Genomic DNA, 18276 nt, shown 5'->3' on the forward strand with positions numbered 1-18276 from the left:
CCGGTGCCAGACTCGCCATATGCGAACACAGCCTTCGGCCGCGGCCCGCAGGGTCCTTGTCGTGGACGACGATCCGACCGTCACGGAAGTGGTGGCCGGTTACCTCGACCGCTCCGGGTTCGTCGTCGACCGCGCGGCCGACGGGCTCGACGCCCTGTCCCGGGCTCAGGCCGCCCCGCCCGATCTCGTCGTGCTCGATCTGATGCTGCCGGGACTGGACGGCCTTCAGGTGTGCAGGCAGCTGCGCCGGCAAGGACCGGTGCCGGTGGTCATGCTGACGGCACGCGGCGACGAGGAGGACCGCATCCTCGGCCTCGAGGTGGGCGCGGACGACTACGTCACCAAGCCGTTCTCTCCGCGTGAACTGGTGCTCCGCGTCGAGTCGGTGCTGCGCCGCGCGGGGTCGCCGCCGCCGGAGGGTCCGCTGCTGACGGGTGGCGGCATCACACTCGACCCGGCCGCCCGTTCCGTCTCCGACGCACGGGGAGCTCTGTCGCTGACCCTTCGAGAGTTCGATCTGCTCGCGCACTTCCTGCGGCATCCGGGGCGGGCGTTCAGCCGGGAGCAGCTCATGGCGGACGTGTGGGGCTGGGACTTCGGCGACCTGTCGACGGTGACCGTCCACGTGCGGCGTCTGCGTCACAAGGTCGAGGCCGATCCCGCACACCCGCGGCTGATCACGACGGTGTGGGGTGTCGGCTACCGCTTCGACGACGGCGGTGGCGGTGGTCCGGCCGCCGGTGACGCGGGCGCAGGCGGCGTCGGCGCCGGTGGAGGCCGTGATGCGTGATCTGCTGCTCATCGCGCTCTACGCGGCCCTGGGAGCGGCGGCCGTCGGCCTGGCCGGACTGGTCGCGCTGCGCGCTCTGCGACGCCGGTCGGTTGCCGTGTCGCTGGCGGTCCTCACCGCTGTCGCGGTCGGTTCGGTGCTGGCCGGGACCCTGTCGGTGGCATGGGCGATGCTTCTCAACAAGCACGACCTCGGCGTGGTCACGACGGTGTGCGTGATGGCGGGTGTGACCGCGACTGCCACCGCCCTGTGGCTCGGCCGGTGGGTGATCGGCGGGCACCGAGCGCTGGAGCGGGCGGCGCGCGCTCTGGGCGAGACGGGCGGCTCCGGAGCAGCCGCAGGCAACGGCGGTACGGCGGGCGGGGGCGGGGGCGAAGCAGACCGTACTGCGCTGGGTGCCGCCTCCCCCGGTGGCGAAGACGGCGGTCAGTCTGCGGCGGGGGGTCTGCTCCCGTCGGGGGCGGATGGGGCCGGTCAGGCCGTCGGCGGATTCGTGCAGCCGACCACACCCATGCCGGCCGAACTGACGTCGCTCTCCCGGCAGTTGGCGGACACCAGCGCAAGGCTCGCCCTCTCGCGCGAACGCGAGCGCGCTCTGGAGGCCTCACGCCGCGAACTCGTTGCGTGGATCTCTCACGACCTGCGGTCACCGCTGGCCGGGCTGCGTGCGATGGCCGAGGCGCTGGAGGACGGCATCGCCGAGGACCCGGCCCGCTACCACCGGCAGATACGCGGGGAAGTCGAACGGCTCTCCGGCATGGTCGGCGACCTCTTCGAACTCTCCCGCATCCAGGCCGGTTCGCTCGCTTTGTCCCGGACTCGTATCTCCGCGTACGACCTCGTCAGCGACGCCCTCGCCGGCGCCGACGCCCTCGCCAGCGAGCTAGGGGTTCGCCTCGCGGCCGCCGGCGTCGAGCAGATCCCGATGGAAGTGGACGGCAAGGAGATGTCCCGCGTTCTGGCCAACCTCCTCGTCAATGCCATTCGCCGCACGCCCGCGGACGGCACGGTCGCCGTCTCCGCGCGACAGGTTGAGGACTCGGTGGTGCTGTCGGTTGTCGACGGCTGCGGAGGCATCCCGGCGGAAGACCTTCCACGGGTCTTCGACACCGGCTGGCGCGGCACCGACGCCCGCACGCCGCCCGGCGGCGCCGGGCTCGGACTGGCAATCGTGCGCGGCATCGTCGAGGCCCACAAGGGGCAGGCCGCCGTACGCAACGTGCCTGGCGGCTGCCGCTTCGACGTCATGCTCCCGGCTGCCCGCTGACCTCCCCCGACGCGGACGTCAGCTCATCGGACCGCTCCGTACGCGCAGTTGACCGGCGAGGCCTCGGAGCCGCAGGCGGCTGGTCATGGTCCACGGGGCGGTGGGCGCGCCGGACCCGTTCGATGCCCGCGACCGCCCCACGAGCACGGATGCTGAGCGAGCCCGCGGGGCTTCTCAGGGTCTGGCGGGGGCGGCCAGTTGGTCCTTCGCGAAGCGTGCCATCCCCTCGGCGAACGGCACGTGCGCGCTCCAGCCCAGCTCACGGCGGAAGCGTTCGGAGGACGCGGTGATGTGCCGTACGTCGCCCAGGCGGTACTCCCCCGTCACCACCGGCTTCGGCCCGCCGAACGCCTCCGCCAGCGCATCGGCCATCTCCCCCACGGTGTGCGGCTGTCCGCTCCCGGTGTTGTACGCGCGCAGGCCACCGACCGGCAGTTCGTCGAGGGCCTCCAGCGCGACGACGTTCGCCGCCGCCACATCGTCGACGTGCACGAAGTCGCGCCGCTGCGAACCGTCCTCGTACACCCGGGGGGCCTCCCCGCGTTCCAGGGCTGAGCGGAAGAACGAGGCCACCCCCGCGTAGGGGGTGTCCCGCGGCATTCCGTCTCCGTAGACGTTGTGATAGCGAAGGCTGACGGCCCGGCCTCCGGTGGCACGCGCCCAGGCGGCCGACAGATGCTCCTGTGCCAGCTTCGTCGTGGCGTAGACGTTGCGGGGGTCGGCGGGGGCGTCCTCGTCGACGAGTTCGGGGGCGAGCGCGGCTCCGCACCGCGGGCAGGGGGGCTCGAAGCGGCCGCTGTCCAGGTCCGGTACGGACCGAGGGCCGGGCCGCACCACCCCGTGAACAGGACAGCTGTACCGCCCCTCTCCGTACACGACCATCGACCCGGCAAGAGCCAGCCTGTGCACTCCGGCGTCGGCCATCTGCTCCAGCAGCACTGCCGTACCGAGGTCGTTGCTGCTCACGTACGCGGACGCATCCGCGAAGCCCTTGCCCAGCCCCACCATCGCCGACTGGTGACACACCGCGTCGACTCCTCTGAGAGCCTCCCTCACAGCATCCGCGTCCCGTACATCTCCGCGGAGCCCGTCCGTTGCTGCCCTGTCGAACACCACGGGCTCGTGCCCCACGGCTTCGAGCACCGTCACGATGTGAGACCCGATGAACCCCGAACCGCCTGTCACCAGTACGCGCATGTCGCCACGTTACGGCTGGCGGATCCCTGACCGGCCGAACCGGGAGGTATGTCAGCGTTCCGTAAGACTGGTCAGTCGCCCACGCTGTTGAGACGATCACCGCATGTGCATCCTGCGCATCGAAGCCGCGCCCCCGTATCCCGCGCCGGTCCACTGCCTCGGAGACCGGCGATGACGCAGGGCTCGACCGGCGGCCCCGCAGCTCACGTCCCGGAGGAGACCACCGTCGGCATCATCGGCGGAGGCCCGGCGGGTCTGCTGCTCTCCCGGCTCCTTCACCGCTCCGGCATCTCGAGCGTCGTCCTCGAAAGTCGTGACCGCTCCTACGCGGAGCAACGGCAGCGAGCCGGGATGCTGGAGCAGACGACGGTGGACGTGCTGCGCGACTGCGGCGCCGGAGCGCGGATGGACCGCGAAGGCCTGGTGCACGACGGCATCGAGCTTCGCTTCGACGGACGCTCCCAGCACATCGACTTCCCCACTCTCGCGGGCGGCCGCCGCGTGACGATCTACGCCCAGACGGAAATCGTCAAAGACCTCATCTCCCTTCAGCTCTCCGAACTCTCCAACGGCGCACCCCTGCTCTTCGACGCCGAAGTCCACTCGGTCTCCGGCCTCACCCAGGGAGGGGAACAGGCAACGCAGGAGACCGGCTCGGACTCCGAGAGGCCCGTGCTGCACTACACCTACGAGGGCCGCCGGCGGACCCTGCGCTGCGACTTCGTCGTGGGATGCGACGGCTCCCACGGCATCTCACGCAGCGCACTCCCTGCCTCCGTCGCCCGTACCTATGAGCGCGAGTATCCGTACTCCTGGCTCGGCATCCTGGCCGAAGCGCCTCCCTCCTGTGACGAGTTGATCTACGCACACTCGCCGCGCGGTTTCGCCCTGCACAGCATGCGTTCGCCATCCGTCAGCCGCCTCTATCTGCAGGTGCCGAACGGAACCGATCCCGGTGAGTGGCCGGACGAGCGGATCTGGGACGAACTCGACGCTCGCTTCGCCCTCAGCGACGACCAGGAATGGAGGATCAACCGGGGACCCATCACCTCCAAAGCAGTGCTGCCCATGCGCAGCAGCGTCACCGAACCCATGCGACACGGGCGGCTGTTCCTTGCGGGCGACGCCGCCCACATCGTTCCGCCCACCGGCGCCAAGGGGCTCAACCTCGCTGTCGCCGACGTCGCCGTGCTGGCCCGTGCGCTCGACCGTTACTGCACCTCCGGTGACACTGCCGCTCTCGACAGCTATTCCGACGACCGTCTTCGACGGGTCTGGAGAGCCGAGCACTTCTCCTACTTCATGACCACCACGCTGCACACCTCCCCCGATCAGTCACCCTTCGACACCCGGCTCCAGCTGTCCCAACTCGACCGCATCGCCTCCTCACGCGCCGCCGCCACCGAACTCGCTGAGAACTACGCGGGACTTGCCCTGGTCGACTAGGCGATTCTTGGACTCGGGGGGTCACGCCGCCGACGGCACGGGCTCATGCGACCGCCGATCCCCTCCCCTTCTCATAGACGATCAGACCGTGCGAGAGACGCAGCGGAACGAGCACCAGCTCCACCACGACGGCCTTCCACGCGTAGAGCAGATTCACGACCTTGGCCGGATAGACGCAGGGGATGTTCAACAGCACACGCCCCAGCGGGAGTTGGCGTCTTCGTGCTGCGTACACCAGAGGCGGCAGCGTGAAGGCCAGCTCCGCGCCCAGCCACCACAGCACGGTGGGCAGAGCAGGGCGCCCTATGCCGAGCGTCAGGACGAATGGAGCGCTCCACCAGAGGGGCGCCGTGAGGATCTCTAGTATCGCCAACAGCACCCACACTGCGAGTATCGGCTTCCTGCGCAGCAACTGCCCTGTGTGCAGGCGCACGTTCTGGCAGAAGCCGGCCATCCACCGCCACACCTGCTTGCGCATATAGAGCAGCGTCTCCGGGTCCGCGGCCAAAGCGACCGCGTCACCGACGTAGCGCGCACGGCGTCCCGCGATCTGCTGGGACCAGGTGAAGTCCATGTCCTCGACGATCGTCCGCTCGGGGAAGCCGCCGAAGTCCACCAGCACCTCTCTGCGGAAGACCGAGCAGCAACCGGAACAGACCATGGGGCTGTTGGCACACTGCTGGATGGGCCGGTGCCAGTGGAAGCCGAAGGGGCACCAATGCAGCCGCGATGCAGGTCAGGCACTACGTAGCGGTCTTGGGATCAGCAGAAGGTCAGCATCAGCCTTGGCCCAGACGTCGATCGGCTCGGCCACCGAGTCTCCGCGACGATGTGGGACACCCCTCGACTCACGCGGCTAGGCCTTGCTCAAGCACCTTGGCGGCCTTCGAGATCGACCCCGGCATGAGGTGCCGGTAAGTCCGGTACGTCACCTGAATGTTTCGATGCCCCATCCACTCTGCCACATCCGTGATAGGGATACCGCGACTGAGGCAATTGGAGGCGAAGAAATGACGGAACCCGTACAGGGTCATGCCTTCCGGTGGAGGCGCCTGCTTGAAAAGCATACCCGCACGGTTACTCTCCATTCTGAAGGTAAAGTAACCCCTCGGCCCGCGCAGGAGATACCCATCGTCGCTCATTCCATACTCATCAACAAAACGCTCAATTGCCAGCTTGACTGACCATGGGAGCGGAACCTCTCGGAATTCTCCTTCCTTGCGGTGCTTCAAGGGGGCTGGCGTGTAGGTGTCGTGATGAATTTGCTCCGTCACGCGGTACACGTCATCGGCAACAATGTTATTGATGTTCACGGCACGTGCCTCACCGTTGCGGAGCCCGCACCCATACATCATGGTCACCAAGATGGCGAGCTGAAAGTCAGCCTTGCGCATAGCCAACCGTATGTAATCTTGGTCGGGCACGACAGCACGGTCAGGAACATACTTTGGCGGCTGGACCCCAAGAGTGGGATCCTCGGGGATACCCCCCTTCCTGAAGGCATCCAGAAGAATAGCATGGAGAGTTCCATACACATTGCGCTGAGTGCCAAGCTTCACACCATTGCGCTCCATAGTGGCAATGAAGCGCTCGAGCACCATTGAATCGAATGTCTCCAATTTCCTGGAGCCAAGTTCCGGGTACAAATGAACCCTCAGATGACTCTTGTGCCCAGCCCCAGTCGAATATTCCAGAATTTCACGCTGCCGGCCACGCCACTCCTCGGAATACTCCTCAAATGTCATCCGCCTCAGGCGCGACCGAGTCTCTGCCACAGAAACTGGAGTCTTGCGCTTCGCATCATACAGCGCCGTGAGACGATCCTTGGCAGCATCCTGATTTGGGTACCCAGTCTCCTCGCGCTGCTTCCCGGCCCCGTCGCGGAATCGTATAGTGTACAGGTGAGCACACTTTGTCGGCTTGGAGCAGGAGCAGTTCTTAAAAAAGCTCCCCATGCCCCTCGCGAGACTGCTGGCCACCATACTCCCCATTTCACATCTTCTGCTGTTCAAGCCACTTCAAGACATCAGCGCACCTGAACCGCAACTTCGCACTTTTACCACGCCCGAACTTGTATCCAATGAGCCCAAGCTTTGGGGCATCACGGTAAATCCAAGTAAGGGACACATTCAGCATTTCGGCGGTCTGCCTAGCCGTCAGCATCTCCTGCGACATCACAGCTGACGGATATTGGGTCCTATTGCTAGCAGTCACCAATTGGATCTCCTGAACAGGCACGGCGCGCTGGCAGCGGCTGCTGCCAGCCGACCTACGCGACTCCACCGCCAAGTGCAGCAACGCAGATAGCAACCAGCGTGCCGAGAATCCCCGGTTTCGCTAACCGGGGATCGTCGGCTATAAAGGCCCGTTCCAACCCGCTTGTCACCGGACCTCGTTGCCCCTGGAAGGCTGGGAACCAGCAACCAAACCCTGGAGCTGGACGCCGTCGCACCCAATCCTCAGAAGATCGACTCCCCAGCCCTCCTCTGACTGGCGAGCCGCGCCGATGTGTGGGATCCCCTTCGCTGACGTGGTGGTTTCCTCGGACGCTGTACGTTGACATGCTTCAGCCCAGTGGTTCCAATTCCTCGAGAACTACGCCGTCTGCTGTCAGCGAATCGTGGGCAAGTCGGCAGCACGACGGTGGCCAGGAAGAAGAAGTAACGTCGACGACTCTGCGACCTTGCGGGTCGTGCCGAACACCGTTGTCACGGAACCAAGTTCTCGATGCAGGGCAGGCCGGCCAGTGCGATGCTGATCATCACAGGGATGGATGGCGCACAGCTCGTGGAACGGGTGGAGCTGGGCGTCAGCTGGATCATCCGGAATCTGGACGCCGTCAGCGCCGTCGGGCTGGGCCTGACGATCGATTTCCTGGATGTCTTCGGGCGCGTGGTCAGCGACGACGTCTCTTCCGGCGCGACACTCCTTGTACTCGGCGCACCTGCCGTGGGTCGGTGACCGAGCAGGTTCCTCAAAGGCCGCGCACCGGTCGGTGGCCGGCTGGACGCCGGGGCTAAGGCATCCGCATCCGGGGGGCCGCGAGTCGCGACACCGCCGGGCCGCACGGGGCCCATCTCGCTTGTGCGAACCGGGAGTTGTGAAGGGCTCCCGCGGGGTCGTCCGTCCGGCAGCTCAGCGGTCGCCGTCCTCGCGGCGCGGGGCGTAGAAGGCCGTCGTGTTGGTGACGGCGGGCGCTGCCACGTCGGCGGGCGCGCCGGAGGCCTCGTACGCTGCGCCCCATGCCTCGCTGCTGCGGGTCATGAACTCACGTGCCTCGTCGGACTCCCGCCAGGCGGCCAAGTCGCCGACCGGGCCGCCCAGAAGATGGAAGTGGAGGCCGAGCGCCGTCAGGTCCCAGACGAGACCTGCCGCTCCGGGCCCGAAGTGGTCCCACACCTCTTCGGGTACGGCGGCGACGTGCTCCAGCTCCAGTACGGTTCGCTCCTCGCCCTCGGCCATTAGCCGCAGCTCGACCTCGCCGAAATCGGGGTCGTCGCCGAACAGCCAGCTCAGCTTGAGCAGTTCGGGCGCCTCGCAGCGCAGGATCTCGCCGTGAGCGTGGCCCTCGAGCCGGAAGTGCCCGCCGGGCTTCAGTTCGCCGCTGACGGGTACGAACCACCGACTGACGCGCTCCCGGTCCGTGCACGCGTCCCAGACGTCCTCGACGGCCGCGTCGTATGTGCGCCGAAGCAAGACCCTACGGGCCTCCTCCTTGCCCATGTGCCGGGTGCCGACTTCCCGTTGGACCTCCTCGGTCCTGCCGGCCCAGTCGCCCATCGATGCTCTGCTCCTCACTGCGACGGCCGCCGCACGGCCCTCGCGCAGCCACCGACGTTACCGCTGTCCGGCCGGGCCCGCGTTCAAGGACGCCGGCCCCAAGGCGCATGTGCGGATCGGCACAGTTCATGTTGGCTCGCAGCTGTCTTTGCCCGGCGAACTGACTTAGATTCAGCGCCGCCTCACCCGACCGTATGTCACCTTCCCCCGTGGAGCGCCGGGTGGCCTTCTCGGATCACGCGGTCGCCCGTGCGTATCGCCGAGAGCAGGTCACTGAGCAGATCGTCCGGCAAGTGGCCTGAACCCAGCGCGCACATGTGCAGCAGCTCGTGGCACTCGTGCACCTGCTGGTCGCTGGCGAGGTCGGTGAACTGTGTGTCGGCAAGGGCCTCACGGGCCGCGTAGCCGTCGCGGGCTTCGGTCGTGCGGCGGTGCAGGCTGTCGACGAGATCGTGGGCGACAGCGTGACCGGCGGATCGGGCGGCAGCAAGGATCGTGAGGCCGAGCCGCATGTCGAAGACGGTCGTGCCGTGGCCGGCCGGAGCGTCGAGGTAGACATCGGCCAAGTCCGCGACGTGCTGCCCGGTCGACTCGCCGACAGCGAGGCGGCACAGCACCGTTAGGCAGGCGGAGACTCGCTGTTCCCACGGGTCGCCGGGTGTCGTTTGGTCGAGCAGGTTTCGGGCACGGGCTGTGTCGCCAGTGGTGAGGGCGGCGAGGACGGCGACCTGGCGGCCGTCCAGCATCCGGGTCCCGATGCCGCGGTGCTGCTCGATGTGCGCGAGGGCTTCCTCCCAGCGGCCTTCGGTGGTGAGGGTACGGGTGCCGTCGGCAAGGAGTACCCGCCACAGCCAGGCGTGGACTTCCTGACGGTCGTCAGCGGTCGCCGTGAGGCTGGCAGGGATGGCGATGTCCTCGAAGCGGGCGGCTGTCCCCGCACCAACTGCTGAGTGCAGGGCGAGGAGGCGGCGTCGGCCTTCGTCGCCGCAGCCCGCGCGCACCTGGAGTCGCGCGAGGTTGACGGCCGGTTCCAGGGCGCGGATCGCGCTCATGCCCGGCAAGGGGCAGGCGTGGAGGTGCGCGGCGGCATGCTGTTGGCACATCTCGCGGGCGAGGTCGGGCCGGCCGAGGTCGGACGCGACGAGGGCAGCTTGGTTGTAGACGGAGGAGGCGACGCCCTGGTCCGACTCGCTGACGGCGGTGTCGGCCAGGTCGGTGATGGAGGCGATGCGCTCGGGCAGAGGAAGGCAGGCGGGGCGGAAGCGGGCGACGAGCGGGAAACGCTGGGCGATTGGCCCGTGCGGGTCCATGGGTTCCCCCCGAGGGGTAGAGAGGCGGGGTACGGAACGGCAGGTGCCCGTCAGCACGTGGCTGACGGGCACCGATCGTGGGGCGAGCTCAGCCCGTCAGTTGAAGTCGACGACGACTCGGTTCAGCGGTGTGTCGAGGCTGAACAGGCCGGGCCTCGGTTCCACTCGCGGGGCCGTCAGGTCTTGCAGCTCGAACGTGGCTTCGCGCCCCCGGTACTCGCGGTCCCAGGTACGCACGGCGTCAGCGACCTGCGCCACCAGCTCGTCGCTGCCGGGGCCGTGGCCGATGACGCCGAATTCCCACAGCTTGCCTCCGTCGGCGGTGGTCTGCTTGGAGACGCGGCGGGCGAGGTAGGTGAGGGCGCCCTTCTCGACGGCTGCGGTCGAGGAGGGGTAGGGGTCGTCCGTGAGCAGCGTCCCCTTGGCCGTCTTCGGGAAGAGCATGCGGATCAGGCCGGACGGCATGGAGCAGGAGACGTACAGCTCCATCCACTCCGGGGACTCCATGGCGCGGACCGTCATTCCGGTCCACTCCTCCACGCGCGGCTGCTCCAGCGCTCCGGCCAGGGCGTCGGCGTCGATGTGCTGGGCGGAGGGTGCGTGCAGCCGCACGGCTCCGTCCGCGCTGAGGGGGACGTCGCGGCGGTCGTCGTCGGCGATGCCCTTCCTGAGCGGCATGAAGGTGTTCATCTCGGAGCCGACGGAGGTCCAGCGGCCGTCATGCTTCTCGTAGGCGATGGAGCGGGAGACGCTGCCTTTGAGTCGCTGGGGTGCGACGAGTCGGCCGCCGGGGGCGAGTTGGTCGAGCCACGCGTGGGGGATGCCGTGGGCGCCGACGGTGGCAATGATCCGGTCGTAGGGAGCTCCTTCGGCGTGGCCGACAGCGCCGTCACGCGTCAGCGCCGTGACGTTGGTGATGTCGGCGGCGGCGAGGTGCTGCCGGGCGCCTTCCACCAGATCGTCGTCGACGTCGATGGTGGTGATGTGGCCGTGCTCGCCGACGAGGTGGCCGAGGAGTGCTGCGTTGTAGCCGGTGCCGGCGCCGAGTTCCAGGATGCGTTCTCCTGGCTGGGCTTCGAGCCGGTCCAGCATGAGGGCGACGATGACCGGTTGGGAGGCGCAGGAGATCGACGTGCCGTCGTTGTCGTGCTTTACGTCGACGACAGTGTTGGCGTAGGCCGCTTCCAGTGCCGCGTTGGGGACGAACAGGTGCCGGGGCACGGTGCGCAGGGCGGTCTCCACCTCGGGGGTGCGGGCGCGGCCGTTGGCCTTGATCTGGTCGACGAGGGCGTTGCGGAGTTGCTCGGCGTCGGCCTCGGGGGTTGTGGTGGTGTCTGTGTTCACCGCGCTGACGCTATCGGCCGTGGCGTGTGTTCCGGCTGCTGACGTGTTGTCGTGCGATTCCATGACTACCTCTCGTGCGACGTGGGACAGGGCGTGCTGGTCCTCCGGTGAGAGACCGGCACGGTTGGCGTGGAAAAGGACGTGGTGGGCGAGCACGGCGCGCAGGCCGCGGGTGAGCCCGTCCTGTGTGGCGAGTCCGGCGAGACCTGTTCCGGTCCGTTCGAAGGCGGACACCCACTCGGCGTGTCCATCGAGCGGGCCGCCGGGCCGGGTCAGGTCGGCGGTGTTAGCGGTCATCAAGGTGCGCATCGCCGGGGCCAGGGCTGCGCGTTGCTCTGGGGCGATGGGCTCGGGAGCCCGGCGGAGGTCGGCGTACTTCGCCCAGACGTCGCCCTGCTCGTACCAGTCCAGGCCGGCGGCTCGCATCATGGCGCTGGCGAGAAGAACCGCAGTCTCCCGGCGGCCGAGATGGCCGGGGCCGGGGCGGTACGTAAGCAGGTGGCGGCTGTCCAGGTGGAACAGGCTGTGTGCCGCGTCTATGGCCCACTGGCCGCCCAGGGCGAACGTCTCGGGCTCGTAGATGCCGGACAGCCAGGAGCGCACTGTGCCGTCGGCGACGAGGTCGCTCAAGAGGCGCTGCACGGTGGGGGATGCCTCGGGCGCCCTGTAGCGCAGTGGCCAGGGCTGCTTGTTCATGAACCACCAGCCCGTGATCTCACCCGCCTCCTCCGCCGCGAGGAGCGCGGGCGCGATGCGTTCGGGGATGGCGCTCTGCGCGATCTCGCGGTTGGGAAACACGACGTTGTGCTGATGCCAGCGGTCCGGGGGCATGGACGTCCTTTCGATCGGTGGTTCAGGCGATGAGGAGGCAGGAGTCCCACGCGGTGTGGGGCGGGGTACCGGTGGCGGGGGCCAGCACTGCCAGCGCGATGCCTGCGGCGCCATCGAGGAACCCCGGCCCGGCCTCGTTCGCCACGGCAGCGTCGACGGGGTCGGTGTCGGGCGGACAGACGGTGCTCAAGAGCGCCGGGATGGCGTCCCGGAGCTGGGCGGCGGTGGAGGGGTGGGCGTCGTCGGCGGCGCGTGAGGCCACGTGGGCGAGTCCGGCGAAGCCGTGGCACAGGCCGTTGTCGGTCGTCGCTCGGAGCTGGGCGGGATCGGTGAGGGCCGCCACGAGGGCCGTCTCCGCCTCGACCTGACGAGGCGCCTCGTTCAAGGCGAGGGCGGCGAGTTGCTGAGCACGGGCAACGCCGGCAGTGCCGTAGCACCAGGACGGTCGTCGCGGCGCGGAGGGCGCGAGGCTGTCGGCGCGCAGCTCGGCCCGCGTGACCCAGTACGGCCAGGCTTGCCCGTGCCAGCGGCTCAGCCACGCCAGGATGGTGCGCATCGCGTCGTGCTGCCCGTCGACGACTGTGCCGTGCCGGGCGGCCAGGGCCAGCAGTGCGAGGACTCCCCCGACACCGTGCGACATGCCGTGGTTGGCGTGCCCCTCGGGGAATTGGTCGTCGAGTCGGCCCATGGGTGCAGTCGGGGCCCACCAGCCCGGAAGCCTCTCGCCGCGATCGGTGATGGGCCTGGTCAGACGGACGCAGTAATCCAGCACATCACGCAGGGCGCCGCCAGCGGGCTGGCGGCGCAGAAGGTAAGAGCCGTAGCCCGTCAGACCTCGGATCACGTCGAACTCCGCGAACTGCGGGAGCTGCCCCGCGTCGAGGCGGCGGTGCGCGGCCGAGAGACGCCGACGGACGTCACGGACCATCTGCTCGTCCAGCTTGGTCAAGGCACGTTCATACGAGCCCGGTTGATGGTCGGCGGCGCAGGCGACGGCGTGCGCGAGGGCGGGAGCCCCGTAGAAGGGGTGGCTGTCCGGGCCGCTAGTGACGGGCTGCCGGGCGGCGGAAAAGAGCCAGTCATGGGCGCGGCTCCACGGTGCGAGTCCAGCCGCGGCGCGTTCGATGTGGAGCAGTGCGATACCCGGCATGCCGTAGGCGAGGTGCTGCCGGTCCTCGAGTACCAGTGGGCGGGCGTCAGGGTCGGCCAGGGAGTCAGCGATCGCGGCCGACAGCGCTTCGGATGTGGTCATGGCTGTGTTCCCATCTGCTTCTCGGCACGGGCCGTCCAGGCCAGGGCCGCAGCCCGCGCGAGGTAGAGGCAGATCTCCTCTTCGGGGAAGTTCACCGCCACGTGCCGCACGAAGTGGGTGTGCAGCAGGGAGGTGAGGACGTCGTCGAGGGCGATGCCGTCGGTGTGCGGTCCCAGCAGATGCGGCCGGTATGTGGCGAGCGCAGCAACGCGGTCGACCCACGCTGCGGCAATGGCTGTTCCGCCCGGCTTGCTGCGCAGCGCCGCCCAGTCGTCGGTGGGGTCGGCGAGCCGTACGGCTTCGGTGAACTGCGGCCGGGGCACCTGGTTGGGTGCGGTCGCCGGAATGTGGTCGATCAGCCAGCGCATCCCAGCCTCCACGCCGCCGAGGAATCCGGCGGCGATGGCGACCGTGTGCGCGGCGACCAGCGCACGCTGAGGTGGGCGCTGCGGCTGGCGGAGCTGGGCGAGGATGGCGCGCGAGTCGGCGCGGAACACGTCCTCGGCCGCTTCCCACGCCGGGCCGGAGCCCCACCGGCCCATCTCCCGGTACGAGGTGGGGTAGCGCAGGTCCGACAGCAGCCCGGCGGCACGCAGCTCGTCGGCCCACGCGCTGACGGTGCGGGCGGTTGCCGCGAACGCGTCGGGGGACGGGAGGCCGATGCGGAGGCGAACGTGCGGGTCGGGGTCGCGGAAGCGGATGAACCACCAGGGCGGATCGCCCAACCGGCCCAGCAGCTCCCGCAGATACCGTGCCAGCAGCTCATCTTGACGGCGTGCGTCGCCGTACAGGGCGGCCAGTAGCACAGGCGCGGCGGCGGGCGTCTGCTGCTGCTCCGGAGAGAACGTCCGGGCCAGCGTGGGGGCGGGGAGCCGTGGCCATGTCGCGGGCCGGGTCGCTTTCAGCGGCACGACGACCTCGTGGGCGCGGCCGTCGCACCACCCGTACGCGTCCTGCTCGGGCGCCTCCTGGAGATGAGCCGTGCCCGCACGGTCGAGATGGGCGCGCAGCAGTGTCCGGTGGCCCGCGTCGTCGAGGTCGAGGAAGAGGCGGCGATCGTCTTCGACGAGGAGGACCCGCCGCGGTGCGTGCCGTCGTTCCCGCCAGTCGGTGAGCGCGGCGTCCCAGTTGTGCGGGGGTAGCTCCGCCGCGTCCAGGAGCCACCGCGCAGGTGCGAGCACCGTCCGGCCGTACCGCAGCCGTGGCAGGAACGGCAGCGCGGACGCCGCGCCCCAGTCGAACGTGGTGACTTGGGCGCACTGGGCGCGGGACAGCTCGGTGAGGAACCGCACTAGCGGCGGGGTGTGCGTGCGCAGGTTCAGCGCATGCAGGCCCACGGCCTCGATGCGCCGCCCGCGCCCGGGGTCGGCCAGGTACATGCGCCGGCCGTCGCAGGCCACCGCCAGATTGTCGGGGGTGAGTACGTCGGCGCCGTCGGGGGTGCGGTGCTCCTGAACGCTGATCACCGTGGGGTGGATGCGCGGGGCGCGGGTGACGTGGGTACTCGCGGGCAGCAGCGGCGGGAAGGAGAGCTGAGCGGGAACGGTGTCCTCGTCGGCGGCGGGTACGTCGGCCAGCTCTGCGATCAGGGCCTTCCGGTCGTCGGGGGCCAGCACGCTGAGGAATCGGCCCGTGGAGACGCCTGCGCCACGGGAGACGCTGCCGACTTCCAGCCGGAACCGGCCGCGCTGGAGGTCGTCGAGGCTGGAGGCGTCTACGCGTACGCCGACTTCGAGGTGCGGCGGGATGCGTGGCTGCTCGGGGCCGATGTCCAGCTCGGCCAACAGCTCGTCGGTCAGGGCCACTTCGGTGCCGCCCTCGAGCGCCGCTGCCTGTGCGATCCGCAGCAGCGCGTCGTCACGGGCGGAGAGGCGTGCCCGGCCTGCGCCGGACGGTGCGCCGGGATAGCCGTCGGGGAAGCCGGTGCCGCTGTCGGCGAGGACGTCGCGAAGCGGCACCATCGTGCCGATGCCGTACCGCTCGTAGAACCGCTGATGGTAGGTCCGCCATGCCTCGGTGCCGTACGGGCGGGCGCACACCCGCGTCAGCACCCAGGCGGCACGCTCGACTTCGCGGGCGACCGCTTCCGGCAAGGCGAGCTGCACGTCCAGGCGCACGTCCAGGGCCAGCGGGTGACGGCGCAGTTCCGGTGTCAGTGCGCGCATCCGCGTGGCGACGCGATCCCGCCCGTCCCGTACGCCGTACACGTCCAGGCCGGCCCGGATGGCGCGCAGCTCCCGCATCGTCTCCGCGACCGGGGCCAGGCCGTCGGCGTCGACGTCGTCGAGTCGCGCGAGCAGGTAGGTGAGGGCGTCAGTTTCGGTGCTCGGCGCGTGCAGGCTCGTGATGAGGACGCGGCGGGCGAGCAGTTGTCCGATGAGGTTCTGCACCGTCTCGCGGCCCGCGGTGGGGAATTCCGCACAGAGCTTGTCGGCGAGCGCACCGGTCGGGAGGGGCGCCCGGGCTGCGGCGAGGACTGACCGCACGGGGGCCGTTGACGCCAACGACACCTCAACGGCGCGTGCTTGGCCGTCGTCGGCATCTGGCTCGTACGGCACGATGAGCCGGTCCCCGCGGGTGGTGACGGCGGTGTTCACCACGACGGGGAGCCGTTCGAGGAGATCGGGGCACTTCTCCAGCCGGGCGATGACGGCGCTCAGCCACTCGGCGCCGGCGCGTGCGGTCACGGCGTGCCTGCCGCCCCACTCGGCGCGGGCCCGAGGCGCGAACGTCGCGGCCGTCACTCCGGCGAACAGCCCGAAGGGGCTGGGTCGATGCTGCGCCCGCAGCAGGTAGCGGGCCACGGACAGCACCGTTTTGTGGAGCTGCCGCGCTTCGGGTACTGCGGCGGAGCACAGCGACTCAACGGAAGCGGCAAGTACGGGACTTGCGTGACGCAGTCCCTCGGCCACGTCGTCGATCGCCCAGACGGCTCGCAGCCACTGCGCTTGCGCGGATGTCGCAGCAGTCGACCGGTCGTCAAGCTCAGGCCAGGTGGGGACCGGTAGGGTCGGCCCTGTGACTGCGCGGACGAGGGCGGTTGGGCCGGATCGGAACGCTGGGGCAGCCAACGCGTACCTCCGCAGGTGACGAGGGAGCGGGACGGGGCGGCTGGTGCCGCCGGTGGAAACCGGCGGCACCAGCCCAGGGGTTCAACCCCCTTTAGGCGACGTTCGTGGTGCAGGCGCCGCAGGTGCTTCCGCAGCCGTCGTTGGTGATGCTGACCAGGCCGGCCGTGTCGGCGACCTCCACCAGTGCGACGTCCAGTTGGAAGCCGTCGGGCACGCCCGCCTGAACCTTTGGCGGGTTGACCTGGGTTTCGTCGGATGTGGTGCTGATGCTGGGACTCACGTGAACTCCCTGTCGTGGTCGGATACTGCGGGTGCGCCAGGGCCCCCCGGTTGGCTCGAGGCTCCTGGCGCCCCGGCGCGAGCCGTGATCGCGTGGTGCGGTGCGAGTGGGCTCGTGCGCCGGGAGTTCTATGGGCGGCGGTGGCCGTGGTGGCCGCGTCCCGGCCGTGAGCCCGTGATTCACACGGCCGGGACGCGGGGCTCATTGGGGGTGCGGCGGGTCGCCGGAGCCGGTGCTGAGGTGGCCGCAGCGGTTGCAGGTGTAGAGCACGCCGCCGCCCTGCACAGGCTGAGGCCGCATGCGGTTTCCGCAGTGGAGCATCTGTTCCTCGCCCGGGTACGGGCCGCGTGGCCCACTCTGCTCGCTGCGCTGTGCGCGGGCAGCCGCGAAGCGCCTCCGGCGCCTGGCCCACATCTCGATTGCCGCCTGCGAGTGCCGCTCGGCCCGCTCGCCAAGCTGCCGGGTGGAGTTCCACGCCTGGGCAGCAGCGACATCGGCAGCGGTTCTGCCCGCCGGTATGACCCGCCTGGCGGGGGCTGCGTCTTCGGCGCCGCGCCACACTTGCAGTTCGTCGCCGCTGCGCAGCAGGTACGTCGAACCGTTGTCGAAACGGAGCATCTTCCCCGTGAGTCCGGCTACGAGCATGTCGATGACCTCGACCTGTGTACCGCCGCGTAGCGTGCGGTCCCCGCGACGGATCTCGCTGGGTCCGACGCGCAGCATTTCGGCGGGCATGCGTAATAACTCCTCCGAACGTGTGTGGGGCCGAGGGTTGGAGCCGTGTCCCGGCGGTGCGCCCGTGCTCTGCACGGCCAGGACACGGGGCTTATCGGGCAGGCGCGTTGTCGATGTCGGCCTGGTGCCGGCGAACGCGGGCTTCGAGTCGGCGTATGCATGGCTTGCAGGCGAACATCGGAGCGCTGCCGGAGTCGGTTTGTACGGGTCCGATCCACAGCACGGGCCGGTCGTCGGCGTCGCAGATCCAGCACTCGCCGTCCTGCCAGACGCGGTGCACGGGGTTCCCTCCTGGGTGGGTGGCTCCGGCCGTCCCCCTCGGAGCGGCGAGGGACGACCGGAGCCCGGAAGCCGCCGCTGCCCGCGAGGGCGCTGCAAGCGGGCCCGCAGCGGCAGGTTCACGCGGGGCATCACGAGTCCCGGCCGATGCCGTAGGTCAAGGCGCCCATGAGCGCCATAACGGCCAGCGCGTACAGCAGTTGGGCGAGGCGCTGTGTCATCAGGCACCGCACTTCACGTCGGCCCAGACGCGCTTCCCCCAGCGCAGCGGGTCGACTCCCCAATCCGTCGACAGCGCGTCGACGAGCGCCAGTCCGCGCCCGGATTCGTCGTCCAGGCCGGCCTCGCGTCCTTCAGGCATGTTTTGGGAACGGTCGGTAACCGCTACGCGCACTAGGTGCTCGTCGACGCGGGAGATCGTGACCCGCACGCAGTCCAGTCGAGTGTGCGCCACGGTGTTCGTGACCAGCTCGCTGACCACGAGCCTGGCCGTGTCTTCCGCGCCTTCGAGATGCCATACGCGGAGCGATGAGGACACCAAGCGCCGCGCCTTGGCCACGGACTCCGGGACGCGGGGCAGCGTCTCGCTGTACGACGGAACCCCGGTCGCAGATGACTCAGTCACGATGCTCACCCGGCTCCTCCGTGACGCCGCGAACAGCGACTCGTCTGCTTTGGGTGGCGGGCCGTTGCG

General features: G+C 69.4%; 16 protein-coding genes. 4 read left to right on the plus strand and 12 right to left on the minus strand.

Annotation, left to right across the window (positions count from 1 at the left end; all coding sequences use genetic code 11):
- Window positions 1–19: 19 nt before the first annotated feature.
- Together G4Z16_RS00475 and G4Z16_RS32210 are read left to right on the plus strand one after the other, a co-directional pair.
- A complete protein-coding gene (locus G4Z16_RS00475) occupies window positions 20–790 on the plus strand; it encodes a response regulator transcription factor (RefSeq protein WP_197348615.1) in 771 nt (256 codons plus the stop codon).
- A complete protein-coding gene (locus G4Z16_RS32210; RefSeq protein WP_246530585.1) occupies window positions 783–2057 on the plus strand; it encodes a sensor histidine kinase in 1275 nt (424 codons plus the stop codon). The genes G4Z16_RS00475 and G4Z16_RS32210 overlap by 8 nt, the downstream gene beginning before the upstream one ends.
- Before the next feature lie 174 nt (window positions 2058–2231).
- Here G4Z16_RS32210 and G4Z16_RS00485 read toward each other — a convergent pair whose 3' ends face one another.
- Window positions 2232–3254 (minus strand): NAD-dependent epimerase/dehydratase family protein, encoded by a 1023-nt coding sequence (locus G4Z16_RS00485; RefSeq protein ID WP_197348616.1) that lies wholly within the window; start codon window positions 3252–3254, stop codon window positions 2232–2234.
- A 171-nt stretch (window positions 3255–3425) separates the two neighbouring features.
- On the opposite strand from G4Z16_RS00485, the gene G4Z16_RS00490 reads away from it, so the two are divergent.
- Window positions 3426–4700: a 4-hydroxybenzoate 3-monooxygenase gene (locus G4Z16_RS00490; protein ID WP_197348617.1), complete on the plus strand. Its 1275-nt coding sequence runs from the start codon at window positions 3426–3428 to the stop codon at window positions 4698–4700.
- A gap of 43 nt (window positions 4701–4743) precedes the next feature.
- Here the strand turns inward: G4Z16_RS00490 and G4Z16_RS00495 are convergent, their stop codons facing one another.
- From G4Z16_RS00495 to G4Z16_RS33165, 3 genes are all read right to left on the minus strand, one after another.
- Complete coding sequence (locus tag G4Z16_RS00495) at window positions 4744–5424, minus strand: glycosyltransferase family 2 protein (RefSeq protein ID WP_343070929.1); 681 nt, start codon at window positions 5422–5424, stop codon at window positions 4744–4746.
- Between the two features lie 124 nt (window positions 5425–5548).
- Window positions 5549–6445 (minus strand): tyrosine-type recombinase/integrase, encoded by an 897-nt coding sequence (locus G4Z16_RS00500; RefSeq protein ID WP_246530586.1) that lies wholly within the window; start codon window positions 6443–6445, stop codon window positions 5549–5551.
- Between the two features lie 247 nt (window positions 6446–6692).
- Window positions 6693–6875, minus strand: a complete 183-nt coding sequence (locus tag G4Z16_RS33165; RefSeq protein ID WP_425508142.1) for a helix-turn-helix domain-containing protein — start codon at window positions 6873–6875, stop codon at window positions 6693–6695.
- Window positions 6876–7469: 594 nt separating this feature from the next.
- Between G4Z16_RS33165 and G4Z16_RS00510 the strand changes: the two genes are divergently transcribed.
- Window positions 7470–7661, plus strand: a complete 192-nt coding sequence (locus G4Z16_RS00510) for a hypothetical protein (protein WP_197348620.1) — start codon at window positions 7470–7472, stop codon at window positions 7659–7661.
- A gap of 174 nt (window positions 7662–7835) precedes the next feature.
- On the opposite strand, the gene G4Z16_RS00515 is transcribed toward G4Z16_RS00510, so the two are convergent.
- The 8 genes from G4Z16_RS00515 to G4Z16_RS00550 all read right to left on the minus strand — a co-directional run bounded on the left by G4Z16_RS00515 (window position 7836) and on the right by G4Z16_RS00550 (window position 18207).
- Window positions 7836–8480, minus strand: coding sequence for an SRPBCC domain-containing protein (locus G4Z16_RS00515; RefSeq protein ID WP_197348621.1), 645 nt, complete (start codon window positions 8478–8480; stop codon window positions 7836–7838).
- 197 nt (window positions 8481–8677) lie between these two features.
- The gene (locus G4Z16_RS00520; protein ID WP_197348622.1) at window positions 8678–9790 is read right to left on the minus strand and encodes a hypothetical protein; all 1113 of its coding nucleotides are present in this window, start codon (window positions 9788–9790) and stop codon (window positions 8678–8680) included.
- A 96-nt stretch (window positions 9791–9886) separates the two neighbouring features.
- Entirely contained in the window at window positions 9887–11965 is a 2079-nt protein-coding gene (gene fxlM / locus G4Z16_RS00525) for a methyltransferase, FxLD system (RefSeq protein ID WP_197348623.1), read from the minus strand.
- A 22-nt stretch (window positions 11966–11987) separates the two neighbouring features.
- Complete coding sequence (locus tag G4Z16_RS00530; RefSeq protein WP_197348624.1) at window positions 11988–13217, minus strand: lanthionine synthetase C family protein; 1230 nt, start codon at window positions 13215–13217, stop codon at window positions 11988–11990.
- The gene (locus tag G4Z16_RS00535) at window positions 13214–16129 is read right to left on the minus strand and encodes a lantibiotic dehydratase (RefSeq protein ID WP_246530588.1); all 2916 of its coding nucleotides are present in this window, start codon (window positions 16127–16129) and stop codon (window positions 13214–13216) included. Before G4Z16_RS00535 ends, G4Z16_RS00530 begins: the two co-directional genes overlap by 4 nt.
- A 250-nt stretch (window positions 16130–16379) precedes the next feature.
- Window positions 16380–16568, minus strand: coding sequence for an FxLD family lanthipeptide (locus G4Z16_RS00540; RefSeq protein ID WP_246530589.1), 189 nt, complete (start codon window positions 16566–16568; stop codon window positions 16380–16382).
- A 201-nt stretch (window positions 16569–16769) separates the two neighbouring features.
- Window positions 16770–17303 carry a hypothetical protein gene (locus G4Z16_RS00545; protein ID WP_197348626.1) on the minus strand — a complete coding sequence of 178 codons (534 nt, stop codon included), beginning with the start codon at window positions 17301–17303 and terminating at the stop codon, window positions 16770–16772.
- 499 nt (window positions 17304–17802) lie between these two features.
- A complete protein-coding gene (locus G4Z16_RS00550; protein ID WP_343070582.1) occupies window positions 17803–18207 on the minus strand; it encodes an ATP-binding protein in 405 nt (134 codons plus the stop codon).
- Window positions 18208–18276 lie beyond the last annotated feature (69 nt).

Origin of the sequence: Streptomyces bathyalis (assembly GCF_015910445.1) — a bacterium.
GTDB classification, from domain to species: Bacteria; Actinomycetota; Actinomycetes; order Streptomycetales; family Streptomycetaceae; genus Streptomyces; species Streptomyces bathyalis.